This is a genomic window from Massilia cellulosiltytica, assembly GCF_047325105.1.
Classification (GTDB): Bacteria; Pseudomonadota; Gammaproteobacteria; order Burkholderiales; family Burkholderiaceae_D; genus Telluria; species Telluria orientalis.
Genome location: NZ_CP168562.1, coordinates 6,968,387 through 6,980,046 on the forward strand (window position 1 = coordinate 6,968,387; position 11,660 = coordinate 6,980,046).

Genomic DNA, 11,660 nt, shown 5'->3' on the forward strand with positions numbered 1-11,660 from the left:
TATCCTTATCATGGATCGATGCGTGTCCGATTTGCTGACGCTGCTGACGTAATCGTGTTTGTCGGCGTGAGTTTTCTATAAGGAGGCTGGCGTGGACCTCAGGGTTTTGACGGAGACTTTCGATGGCTGGTCCGGGACGAAACGACCCATCCGTTTGCGGCTCTCGCACGGAAAGCGTGCGCTCGATAACGTTTTGATGGTCAAACGCGTTACGGGATCCGAAACAATGTGCGGCGGCCTGGAATACCGAATTCTCTGTGTTTCGCAAAGCACCGACATTACATTGAAAGAATTCATTGCGTTACCGGCAGAAATTCAGTTCGTGACAGACTGCGGTGGTTTGCATGCAGTTTGCGGCATCGTGGCGCAAGCGGCCGCTGGCCAGAGCGATGGCGGACTTGCCACGTATGAACTTGTCATGCGCGATGCGCTTGCATTGATGGAGCACCGGGTCAATACCCGGGTTTTCCGCAACATGAATGAACTGGAAATCACCGAAGTCATTCTGAACGAATGGCGCCACATGAATCCAGTGCTTGCTAGAGCTTTTGATGTGGATTGGTCGTACGTCACCGGAAATTACCCGAAGCGGGAATTCACGATGCAGCACAACGAGTCCGATGCCGACTTCCTGCGCCGGCTATGGAAGCGGCGCGGCATTGCATGGTTCATGCGTGCCGGCCCAGCCAGCCAGCCCCAAGACAACGAAGTCTCCTCCCATTCCCTTGTGCTGCTCGACGACGCCTATATGCTGCCGCAAAACGTCGCTGGTACTGTGCGCTACCACCGGGACGATGGGACGGAAGAGCGAGACACCGTTACCGCATGGAGTCCGGTGCGAAGGATCAAGCCGGGCAAAGTGACTCGACACAGCTGGGATTATATGCAGGGCCGTCCAATGACCGGCAACTCGTCGTCACGTATCGATCAGGGCGAAACGGGCAATCGATTCGCTGCCAGTCTCGACGATTATCTTGTCGACGTGCCGCACGCGGGCGACGACAACGCTGATTACCTGAAACTCGGCGACTTGCGCATGAAACGCCATGAATATGAATCCAAGTGCTTTTATGGCGAGGGCAGTGTGCGTACATTGTGTGTCGGTCAGTGGATTGCCCTGAGTGGGCATTATGAGATCGATGCGCATCCCGCGAAAGATCGGGAATTCGTCGTCACCGGCCTGGACGTGGATGCGGAGAACAATCTTCCAAAGACGATCGATGACCGGGTACGGCGCTTGTTTGCCCTTAACCGTTGGGACGATGGTCTATCCAATCCCATTCAGCAGCAATCGGTCTTGGAGCACGGCACGCGTTATAACAACCGTTTTTCTTGCGTGCGGCGCGATATCCCGATTGTTCCGGCTTTCGATCCACGTATCGATCTTCCACGACCACAGTTGCAGAGCGCGATCGTAGTCGGGCCGCCAGGCGAAGAAATACATTGCGACGAACTTGGGCGGGTCAAGGTGCGATTCCCGGCCGCCCGTGAAGAAGAGCATGTTCATGCGTATGGTGCCGGCGCCAGCAATAGCGATCGGGATTCGGCATGGGTACGCGTTGCCAGCACTTGGGCCAGCAATCGATGGGGGACGATTACGCTACCTCGCGTGGGCGACGAAGTCATTGTCGGCTTCCTTGGCGGTGATCCTGACAAGCCAATCATTGTGGCGCGGGTGTACGGCGGCGCGACCCCACCACCTTCGTTCAGCCACATTGGAGTGTTGCCTGGGAATAGGTACTTGGCCGGAATCAAAAGCAAGGAGGTCAATGGAACCCGATATAACCAGCTGCGGTTGGACGACACGCCGGGGGAGATCAATGCCCAGTTATCGTCCCAGCATGGCTGTACCGAATTGAATTTGGGTTATCTCACCCACCCCCGCAATGCGGGAAAAGGCGAGGCCCGGGGAGAAGGGGCGGAACTGCGCAGCGACCACGCCGTCGCGATACGAGGCGCAAAGGGCGTGCTCATCAGCGCCGCCGCGCGCGAACGGGCGAGTGGCAAACAACTGGACCGTGACGAACTGATCGGTCTCATTGAAGCACTACAAGGCGTGCTGCAACATCTGTCCGAATTATCGGCAACGCATCATGCCGACGCGACCGACGATAAACAGCTCAAGCAACTGATTGGTTACCTGAACCAATGGGAAGCCGGCAGCAATACCGCTAGCAACAGTCCCGGTGCAGAACCCGTGATGGCGTTGTCGGCGCCCGCCGGCTTGGCAATGACGAGCCAGGACAATATTGCTATAGGCGCACGAACACATATCGATGTATTGAGTCTCGGCAATACCCAGCTTTCGGTTGGCAGAAAATTGCTTGCGCGTGTATCGGAAAGCATCAGTCTGTTCGCCCATCGACTTGGCATCAAACTCATTGCCGCCAGCGGCAAGGTCGAGTTGCAGACGCATGGTGACGATATCGAACTTACGTCTTCGAAGCGTATTCTGCTGACCGCTGCCGAGGAAATCGTATTGCAAGCACCGAAAATACGTTTCGTATCGCAGGGCGCGCAAGTCGATATGGTTGCCGGCGCCATCACGCAGCAAAGCAGCGGTGAGCACACGATCAAATCGTCGAGATTCGCGCATATCCGTCCCGGCGACGGCAGCCCGGCAGGTGTCGTGTCGCCCGCCAGCGAAGCGGCGCACGACCAGCAAACCATTCTGCGCTGGATAGGGACCGACGAACCAATGAAGAACCAGCGTTATCGCATCACGACGGAAGACGGACGCACGATCGAAGGCAGGACCGATGCGACTGGCAGGACCGAGCGCTTTACCAGTGCCATTCCCTTCGGACGCTATACCGTCGAAGCACTTGACGACTGATATTCCTTTTCGTTACCAGAGAATCTTCGAACAGGCGGATCGATACGATGAAGAACGCAGAACACCCGTTGCCCGCGCATCAGCACAAGCATGCCGCACGCAAGACCGAAGGCTTTGCGACACCGAAGCAGGACAAGAAGCCTCAATGCGCCAGGTTTCTTCCCAAAAAGGTTTTGCCGATTATTTTTCTGCCGGGGATCATGGGATCGAATCTGCGCATGAGTGAGCAGAGGCAGAAGGAACTGCACAGAAAAGACAATATCGCGTGGCGGCCGGACATCCTTGGCCCGTCGAATATCACTGGTGCCGCCACCGAAAAGCCGAGAGAGCGTCAATTGCGGCTGGATCCCCTGCAAACGACGGTCGACATCTACGATCCCTCAGGGCCGTCCGACGTCAGTGGCGATGGACGGCATGGAAATGTGATCCTAGAGAAAAACTTCGATTCGCCCTTGTTAACGGACGATCCTCCCACCGCGAAGAACCGGCGTACCGCCGTGCAAAAGGCGCGGGCACGAGGATGGGGCGAAGTCTTTTTCAAGAGCTATGGAGGCTTGCTGCAGCATCTCGAATCACGCCTCAACAATACTTTTTTCGAGGGCAAGCTGCGGCAGGAGTGGCGTGACGTCGTCGGTGTCGATCCCAATACCTGGCAGGCTGATCCAGGTTTGCCGCAGCAGGCGTTGACCGAGGAAGAGCTCAAGAAAGTTGTCACCGGTTGTTGGTTTGCCGTGTACGCATTCGGCTATAACTGGCTACAGTCCAATGGCGACAGTGCCAGGCTGATCGCCGTCCGCATCAACCAGGTCATCGACGAGTTCAAGCAGTCCGGCTATGAATGCAACCAGGTGATCGTCGTGACCCATTCCATGGGCGGGCTCGTCGGGCGGGCGTTGATTCATCCGGAATATGGCAACCTGCGTGACAAGGTGCTGGGCATCGTACATGGCGTGATGCCAGCGATCGGCGCCCCGGCCGCCTACAAGCGCATGCGCGCGGGTTTCGAGGACCCGGGCGTATTGTCGTCTCCGGAAGAAAGCCTTGCCGCCAAGGTGGCCGGTAATCACGGCGACGAGGTCACGGCGGTATTGGCGAATTCGCAAGGTGCTTTGCAGTTATTGCCATCTGAATCTTATGGCAATGGTTGGCTGCGTGTTACGCATGGTGGGCGTGATCTCGACGCATGGCCAAAGCAAGGCGATCCCTATAGCGAGATTTATAAAATTCGGGGTAAATGGTATGCATTGTTCCGTGAAGAATGGATTAACCCATGCGGTCTTCCTCCACAGAAAAATGGCGGCACAATTAGACGTACCCACGACTATTTAGATAAAACTCAGGGCTTCCATAGAAATATTGCAAACACATTTCATCCCAATAGTTATGCACATTACGGTGCGGATTCGGCACGGCGAAGTTTTGGCGAAGTTATATGGGAAATCGACAAGAACTGCGCCGATCTCGCGGGCTGGCATGACTGGCCTATTCTGAGCGATACCAAGCAGGGCAGGGTCGAAATCGTCCGTTACGATCCGGAGGGCCTCAACAACGTCGGGGCGCTGCCCTTCAACGATGAGGCCCCGACCTCGATCTACGCGACCATTCTTCCGCCGTCGGCGCCGGGTGACCAGACCGTGCCCGCCAAATCGGCCGATCACCAGCTGAAAAGCGGCGCGTTCAAGGCAATCTTCCGCCAAACCGGTTATGAACACCAGTCCAGTTTCAAAGATTCGCGCGCCATCGCGTCGACCTTGTACAGCATCGTGCGCATCGCCCAGAGCGCGACTTGGACATGCTAAAGAGAGTCAGTCATATGAATATACTTCACTGTATCCGCTCTTTCCTTCTTTGTGCAGCATTGTTGGCTCTGACCGCCTGTGACCCGAATCCAAGAGAATGGAGAACGCCAAATATGACGAAACTTACGCCGCGCCTACAAACGATTTTCGAGAAAACCAAAACCGTTTGCTTCGGTCGATTTTTGGTCGACGTGCCGGCATCGGCGACGGTAGCATGGGGTGAAGTCGATGTTCCTCTTGGCATTAGCGTTTATCCTGATAGAATGGATGAGGTGAACGAAATGGCCAAAAAGTTCATGGCGAAATTGAAAAGCGAAAAAGCGATTTACAAAAATCACGTGCCTCTGCTGATATCGGTCGAAGACATAGTTCAACCTGAAGGACAAATAGTTACCGGTTACGAAGATTTTGAAGCGATTAGCGGACTGCAAATTAATGGCTATTTTAGAATGAACAACGATGGCGTCATCATCGATTCACGGCCACTGCAAGACGATAAAGACAAAACCATCGTGGACATAAAAAGCATCGCCCGTCGTCTCCGCCGACTGCCCGAAAACGAAATCCCCACCGAGCCAGGCAATTGCATCGAATACGCCTTCCTGCCAGACGACCTCGAATCGAAGGAGAAAAACCAGGGCGAGTTGATCCGCGTCGGTTTCCGCCTGCAGGAATTTCCGGACACGCACCTCTCGATTTTCGTCGGGCCGTCGAATCCGCATTACGAAGACAGTGACTCCCTGAAATGGCAGCTCGAACAGCTAGAGAAAAGGCTGAAGGCCGAAGATCCCAACCACTTACAATTGAAGACCAGATACCTGCGCAGGGGAGACCGCCAGATCCATGACTGGGTGGGTGGCTTCGAAGCCTTATCGCATACGCCGGACCAGTCAGAAGCCCAACCGATCCATGATTTCGGCATGGATTTCAGGGGGATACCGTCTGACCCCTACAAACCGTATGCGGACATACGAATGCAGACCGGCGTCGCCGACAACGTCGCCGGAGCGACCAAGGCCAGCCTGACCGATGAAGAAGCCGTCGCGGTGTGGGACCGGATCACCAGCACTATCCGCGTGCGTCCGACGAGCGCCGCCAGGGCGAAGACTGCCGAAGCCGAGCCTGGGCCGCGCCGTCCTTTGGGGGAACTTGCCGCAACGGGACGTACCTGTCCCCAAACCGGCTGGTGGACGTCCGATGACGTCAAAGGAGAAAGCCAGCACGTCAAGGTAGGCGACATCATGCCCCATGCCATCACATCGGGCGAACCGTCCTTATGGCAAAAGTTCACAGGCGAGCGCCCAATCTATCGCACGGCGACGATGTGGAAACTGGTCGGCTACGACAATGCGCCCGCGCATGCCAATATTGCGACAAAAACGCCCGTAGGCGGCACCACGGGCGAGCGCAAGGAAGACATCCCGCCTCCGCAAAAGGGCTGAGCCATGCGCAATGTCATTCGTCTCGGTGACGCCACGAGCCACGGTGGCAAGGTCGAGAGCGTCGGCGCGACGCATTTCACGGTGGACGGCATTGCCGTCGCACGCGTCGGCGATTCATGCAGTTGTCCCATCAAGGGACATGAACATTGCACGATTGCCGAGGGCGATCCGCATCATCTCGTCGATGGCATCGCCGTCGCTTACGAGGGACACACGACGACTTGTGGCGCTGCGTTGATCGCCACGACAGGATGTTTTGCCGGGGAATAGTCGAGCTTTAAAAAAAGAAGCCCCCTGCCCAGGGGCTTCCGTGGAGACGCCGTATCAATCAAAAGCTGTAGTTCGCACGCGCATACACGTAGCGGCCATTGTTGCCGAACGGCGTGTAGTTCGAGAACGGCGTGTTGCTGGTCGTGTTCAGCGCCGGCGGCAGGGTTTCCGAGTACTGGTCGAACAGGTTGTCCGCGCCGACCGCCAGGCTGAACTGGCGAGTGAAGGCGTAGCGGGCTTCCAGGTCGACGATCGTCTTGGCCTTCAACGTGAAGTCGAACGCTTCCGTCGTGCCCGGCGACAGCACTTCGCCGTAGCGCGTGGCGCGGGCCGTCACGCCCCACTGGTTCAGCTTCCAGTTGACGCTCGCCGTGATCTTGTTCTTCGGCTGGCCCTTTTCCAGCGTCAGCACGTTCACGCGGTCGAACAGCACGGGCGCCGGATTCAGCGCGGCCAGCTGGGCGGTGGTCGGGACCTTGGTCACGTCCGTGTGGTTGAAGTTGCCGGCCAGCGTGAAGTCGAAGCGGCCGGCGGCGCCCGCGTTCCACGGCATGCTCGCGACGATGTCGACGCCTTCCGTCTTCGTGTCGACGCCGTTGATGAAGAAGCGGCCGCCGCCGACGCCGATGAAGCCCTGCGACACGATGTAGTTGCGCACGGCCGTCGACAGCAGGTTCTCCGACAGCACGATGCGGTCGCGCACGTTGATGCGGTAGGCGTCCACCGTCAGGCTGACGGGGGCGAAGCGCATGACGGCGCCCAGCGAGAAGTTGGTCGACTTCTCGGCCTTCAGCGGCTTGGCGCCCAGCGCGACGGCGACCGGATCGTTCGGCGTGAACGTCGTGATCTCGTACGGGATGCCGTTGACGAAGTTGGTCGACGTCGACGTGAAGCTCTGCTGCTGCAGCGACGGCGCGCGGAAGCCGTTCTGCACGGCGCCGCGCAGCGCGAAGTTCTTCGTGAAGTCGTAGCGGCCCGCCAGCTTGCCGGACAGGTTGTTGCCGAAGTCGTTGTAATGCTCCTCGCGGATGGCGGCGGAGGCGAGCAGCTTGTCGGTGATGTTCGCTTCGACGTCGACGAACACGCCGATCGCGGTGCGCGACTTGTGCGACGCGTTGGCCGGACGGAAGCCCGGGAATACCTGCGCGCCCGACGCGGCCGGGACGCCGCTCGGCAGGATCACGCCGCCATTGCGCCAGGAATCCGGCTCGCCCGCATGCAGCTCATAGCCTTCGCGGCGCGCCTCGGTGCCGACCGCCACGTTCAGCGGCGACGCGAGACCGCCCACGTCGAACTTGCGCACGCCGGTGAGGTTGTACACGAGCTGGTTGTACGAGAAGCCGCCCGCATCGAAGTTCGTCTTGCTGGCCGGGCCGATCGACGCGTTCAGCGTGTTCTGCACGTCGTAGTTCATGCCGTTCTGGCCGTACACGAGCGACGTGTCCAGGTCCCACTCGCCGAGGCTCCAGGTCATGCCCGCGGCGGCGCTGAAGTCTTCGACGGTCGGGGCGATGATCGGCAGGAAGCCGTCCGGGTAGATCGACTGTACGTTGCGGCTGTCCTGCGGCATGCGGAAGTAGCCGGCCGAGCGCGCGTCGCGCAGCTGGTAGCTGCTCCAGCCGTAGACCTTCACGTCCGGGGACAGGTTGTTGCCCACGTTGACGAACACGGTCTTCTGCTGCATCTCCGGGTCGCCGTACCAGGCGTCGAAGCGGTTGATGGTCAGCTCGCGCGGATCGTAGGCGCCGTTCACTTTCGCGTACAGCTGGCGCATGTCGTAGCCGCTGCGCTCGGTGTGGTTCTGGTCCTTGTACTCGGCCGCGATGGTGATATAGCCCGTCTCGCCCAGCGGCAGGCCTTTCCAGGCGCTGACGGTCGTGGTCTGGCCGTCCGTGCGCTTGCGCGAGTTCGGGCCGGTCCACGTGGCGCCGGCCGGCGGCGCGGCGTTCAGCAGGTCGTATTCCGAGATGTGCGCGCCGTACGTGATCGTGCCTTCGCCGCCCGTGCGGTCCGTGCGCAGGCGGACGTTGACGACGCCCGAGATCGCGTCGGAACCGTATTGCGCGGCCGCGCCGTCGCGCAGCACCTCGATGCTTTTCACGATGGCGGACGGCACCGTGTTCAGGTCGACGGCGGCCGAGCCGCGGCCGATCGAGCCGTTCAGGTTCACCAGCGACGAGGTGTGGCGGCGCTTGGAGTTCACCAGCACGAGGCTCTGGTCCGGCGCCATGCCGCGCAGGGTGGCGGGGCGGACCGTGTCCGTGCCGTCCGTCAGCGTGGGACGCGGGAAGTTCAGCGACGGCAGCGCCACCGACAGGGCCTGGTTCAGTTCGGTCGAACCCGTCGTCTTGAGGGTGTCGGCCGAGATGATGTCGACGGGAGAGGCCGTGTCGAGCGCCGTGCGGTTGGCGACGCGGGTACCGGTCACGACGACGGTGGCGGTGCTGTCCTGGGACTGGGCCAGCAGCGGCGTGCCGGCGAACAGGGTGGCGATGGAGAGGGCGAGTACGGATTTTTGCGGCACGAATCGTTGTTGCATTCTCTTGATCCTTATTCTTGGTCTAGGCCCGCGGGGCGGCGGGTTGCGGATACGACGGGCAAGCGCATTGATACTGGCGCGCGCTTGTTATCGTTGTCAATTGTGCTAACCCGCATTAGATGTAAGGACGCAACAGTTGATCATGCGCGGTGCATGGCGCCCCAAGCCGTCATCCCCGCGCAAGCGGGGATCCATGCCGAGCAACAGGATGCGGTACGTTGGACGCATTTGCAGCGTATCCAACGACGTGACTTCGGAAGCTCAGCATGGGCCCCCGCCTTCGCGGGGGTGACGGTAGGGTTACTTTCCGCGGATTTTCTGCACGAGCGTGACCACCGCCAGCACGACCGCGCCGACGACGACACCCGCCGCGGCATCGACGACGGCCGGTGCCACGGCCGCCAGCAGCCTGCCCACGACCGGGACGCCTGCCACCGCCGCAGCGGCGCTCTCGGCCAGGTGGTGCAGCGGCTCGAACGCGTGGCCGATGATGCCGCCGCCGACCATGAACATCGCCACGGTGCCGATCACGGACAGCGACTTCATCAGGCGAGGCGCGGCCGCCAGCAGCAGGTTGCCGATGGCGCGCGCGGCGCCGCTCGCGCGGCGGCTCAGGTACAGCCCGAGGTCGTCGATCTTGACGATGCCCGCGACGATACCGTAGACGCCGATCGTCATCGCGACCGCCACCGCGACGAGGGCCGCCACCTGCGCGCCGAACGACGCGCCCTGTTCGTTGACGACGCCCAGCGAGATCACGATGATTTCCGCCGACAGGATGAAATCGGTGCGGATCGCGCCCTTGATCTTGTCCTTTTCGACCGCGCGCATGTCGGCATTGGCCGCCAGCGCCGTCGCCAGTTCTTCTTCGTGCGCCGCATCCTCGGCGGCGCTGTGCAGCAGTTTATGGGCGACTTTCTCGAAGCCTTCGAAGCACAGGTAGGCGCCGCCCACCATCAGCATCGGCGTGATCGCCTGCGGCAGGAAGGCGGAGATGGCGAGCGCGGCCGGCACGAGGATCGCCTTGTTGCGCAGCGAGCCCATCGCCACCGCCCACACGACGGGCAGCTCGCGGTCGGCGTTCACGCCTGTCACCTGCTGGGCGTTGAGGGCGAGATCGTCGCCCAGCACGCCGGCCGTCTTCTTGGCGGCCACCTTGCTCATCAGGGCCACGTCGTCGAGCACGGTGGCGATGTCATCGATAAGTGCCAATAAACTTCCTGCAGCCATGTACCGCTCCCCAATATCAATATGCTCACATCTTAACCGAGACGACCCGTCGGTCCGGTACACGGTTCAGGCGCGTTTTCTGCGTTTCAAACCCGAAAATCTGCATCTCGTCGCTTTCCCGTGCAGCTCATCGCGGGCGATACGTATAGTGACAACATTGGCTGCGGTGCAGCAGCCTTTCCGACCTGAAGGAGATGCCCATGAACCAGAACCTCGACCTGCCGTCCGTTCCGCGCCGCCGTGCCCGTCCTCCGAAGCGCAAGACCCGCATCACCATCTACCTCGACGACGAGGTCCTGGACGAATTCCGCTCGCGCGCCGAGCGCACCGGCACCGGTTACCAGACGCTGATCAACGCGGCGCTGCGCCTGCGCCTGGCCAGCGGCGACGCGAATCCGGCCGCGGCCTGAGCAAAAAATCGCAGAAACCCCGCCAATACAGGGTGTATGACGTGTAAGAAGATTACGCGTAGCAATTAATTATGCTAATCTTCCGGCTCTTTCAACCCGGAGGATTTATGAAAAAAGGCGAACTGATCGCTGAATTTGCGAAGCGTACCGAGATGTCGGGCGCCGCTGCGAATGACGCAGTGAACACCATCATCGACATCATCACCGAGCGTCTGAAAAAAGGCGATACGGTGGGTATCACCGGCTTCGGCACGTTCTCGGTCACCAAGCGCGCTGCCCGCAAGGGCCGCAACCCGGCAACCGGCGAAGTGATCAAGATCGCTGCGTCGAAGACGCCGCGCTTCGCTGCCGGCGCGACCCTGAAGGCCGCCGTCAACCCGAAGAAGAAGTAAGCAGTACCCGCGGCTGGCCGTGGCCGTCCGGCAATCGCCGGCGCCGTGCGCCATGCCCGCGTATCCTTTCTCTCCCCTTCCGCTTCCTTCCCATGAGCTTCGCCACCTGGATCACCTTCGTCATCGCAGGTTCGCTGATCGCCATTTCGCCCGGCTCCGGCGCCATCCTGTCGATGTCGCACGGCCTCGCCTACGGGCTGAAAAAGGCCAGCGCCACCGTGCTGGGCCTGCAACTGGGCCTCGTGCTCGTGCTGGTGATCGCCGGCGCCGGCGTCGGTTCGCTGCTGGTCGCGTCGGAAACCGCGTTCACCATCGTGAAGATCGTCGGCGCGCTGTACCTGATCTGGCTCGGCATCGCCCAGTGGCGCGCGAAGGCGGAAGCGTCGAACGTCTCGACGGCCGGCCTCGCGGCGCACCCGTCGTTCGGCCGCCGCGTATTGACCGGCTTCCTCACCAACGCGACCAATCCGAAGGGCATCATCTTCATGGTCGCCGTGCTGCCGCAATTCATCTCGGACGCGGCGCCCGTGCTGCCGCAGCTGGCGATCCTGGGCGTCACGATGGTCACCATCGACACCACGGTCATGCACGGCTACGCCCTGCTGGCAGCGACGATGCAGCGCTGGTTCCGCGACCCGCGCGCCGTCAAGGTCCAGAACCGCTTCTTTGGCGCCGTGCTGATGGCGGTCGGCGCGCTGATGTTCTTCGTCAAGCCTGCCCACGCCTGAGCGCGGAAACATTT

Annotated in this window: 9 protein-coding genes; 7 read left to right on the forward strand and 2 right to left on the reverse strand. The window is 60.5% G+C overall.

All coding sequences use genetic code 11. From position 1 onward, the window contains the following. Positions 1-91 precede the first annotated feature (91 nt). From ACEN9H_RS30675 to ACEN9H_RS30690, 4 genes are all read left to right on the forward strand, one after another. Entirely contained in the window at positions 92-2,836 is a 2,745-nt protein-coding gene (locus ACEN9H_RS30675; protein ID WP_413673184.1) for a type VI secretion system Vgr family protein, read from the forward strand. Between the two features lie 47 nt (positions 2,837-2,883). Then, the gene (locus ACEN9H_RS30680) at positions 2,884-4,635 is read left to right on the forward strand and encodes an esterase/lipase family protein (protein WP_413673185.1); all 1,752 of its coding nucleotides are present in this window, start codon (positions 2,884-2,886) and stop codon (positions 4,633-4,635) included. A gap of 113 nt (positions 4,636-4,748) precedes the next feature. Next, positions 4,749-6,077, forward strand: coding sequence for a T6SS immunity protein Tli4 family protein (locus ACEN9H_RS30685; protein WP_413673186.1), 1,329 nt, complete (start codon positions 4,749-4,751; stop codon positions 6,075-6,077). A gap of 3 nt (positions 6,078-6,080) precedes the next feature. Beyond that, a complete protein-coding gene (locus ACEN9H_RS30690) occupies positions 6,081-6,347 on the forward strand; it encodes a PAAR domain-containing protein (RefSeq protein ID WP_413673187.1) in 267 nt (88 codons plus the stop codon). 58 nt (positions 6,348-6,405) lie between these two features. Here the strand turns inward: ACEN9H_RS30690 and ACEN9H_RS30695 are convergent, their stop codons facing one another. Both ACEN9H_RS30695 and ACEN9H_RS30700 read right to left on the reverse strand, forming a co-directional pair. Continuing rightward, on the reverse strand, positions 6,406-8,886 hold the full coding sequence (locus tag ACEN9H_RS30695; protein WP_413673188.1) for a TonB-dependent receptor plug domain-containing protein: 2,481 nt from the start codon (positions 8,884-8,886) through the stop codon (positions 6,406-6,408). 300 nt (positions 8,887-9,186) lie between these two features. After that, complete coding sequence (locus ACEN9H_RS30700) at positions 9,187-10,116, reverse strand: DUF808 domain-containing protein (RefSeq protein WP_160407168.1); 930 nt, start codon at positions 10,114-10,116, stop codon at positions 9,187-9,189. 200 nt (positions 10,117-10,316) lie between these two features. Here ACEN9H_RS30700 and ACEN9H_RS30705 point away from each other — a divergent pair, with 200 nt between their 5' ends. The 3 genes from ACEN9H_RS30705 to ACEN9H_RS30715 all read left to right on the forward strand — a co-directional run bounded on the left by ACEN9H_RS30705 (position 10,317) and on the right by ACEN9H_RS30715 (position 11,646). Beyond that, positions 10,317-10,526 carry a BrnA antitoxin family protein gene (locus ACEN9H_RS30705; RefSeq protein ID WP_036239616.1) on the forward strand — a complete coding sequence of 70 codons (210 nt, stop codon included), beginning with the start codon at positions 10,317-10,319 and terminating at the stop codon, positions 10,524-10,526. 107 nt (positions 10,527-10,633) lie between these two features. Continuing rightward, on the forward strand, positions 10,634-10,918 hold the full coding sequence (locus ACEN9H_RS30710) for an HU family DNA-binding protein (protein WP_036239618.1): 285 nt from the start codon (positions 10,634-10,636) through the stop codon (positions 10,916-10,918). A gap of 92 nt (positions 10,919-11,010) precedes the next feature. Next, complete coding sequence (locus ACEN9H_RS30715; RefSeq protein WP_413673189.1) at positions 11,011-11,646, forward strand: LysE family transporter; 636 nt, start codon at positions 11,011-11,013, stop codon at positions 11,644-11,646. Positions 11,647-11,660 lie beyond the last annotated feature (14 nt).

Bases quoted from the DNA above. Each gene is read 5' to 3' on its own strand.
- ACEN9H_RS30680 (WP_413673185.1), top strand. From the start codon at position 2,884: ATGAAGAACGCAGAACACCCGTTGCCCGCGCATCAGCACAAGCATGCC.
- ACEN9H_RS30685 (WP_413673186.1), top strand. From the start codon at position 4,749: ATGACGAAACTTACGCCGCGCCTACAAACGATTTTCGAGAAAACCAAA.
- ACEN9H_RS30690 (WP_413673187.1), top strand. From the start codon at position 6,081: ATGCGCAATGTCATTCGTCTCGGTGACGCCACGAGCCACGGTGGCAAG.
- ACEN9H_RS30695 (WP_413673188.1), bottom strand. From the start codon at position 8,886: ATGCAACAACGATTCGTGCCGCAAAAATCCGTACTCGCCCTCTCCATC.
- ACEN9H_RS30700 (WP_160407168.1), bottom strand. From the start codon at position 10,116: ATGGCTGCAGGAAGTTTATTGGCACTTATCGATGACATCGCCACCGTG.
- ACEN9H_RS30705 (WP_036239616.1), top strand. From the start codon at position 10,317: ATGAACCAGAACCTCGACCTGCCGTCCGTTCCGCGCCGCCGTGCCCGT.
- ACEN9H_RS30710 (WP_036239618.1), top strand. From the start codon at position 10,634: ATGAAAAAAGGCGAACTGATCGCTGAATTTGCGAAGCGTACCGAGATG.
- ACEN9H_RS30715 (WP_413673189.1), top strand. From the start codon at position 11,011: ATGAGCTTCGCCACCTGGATCACCTTCGTCATCGCAGGTTCGCTGATC.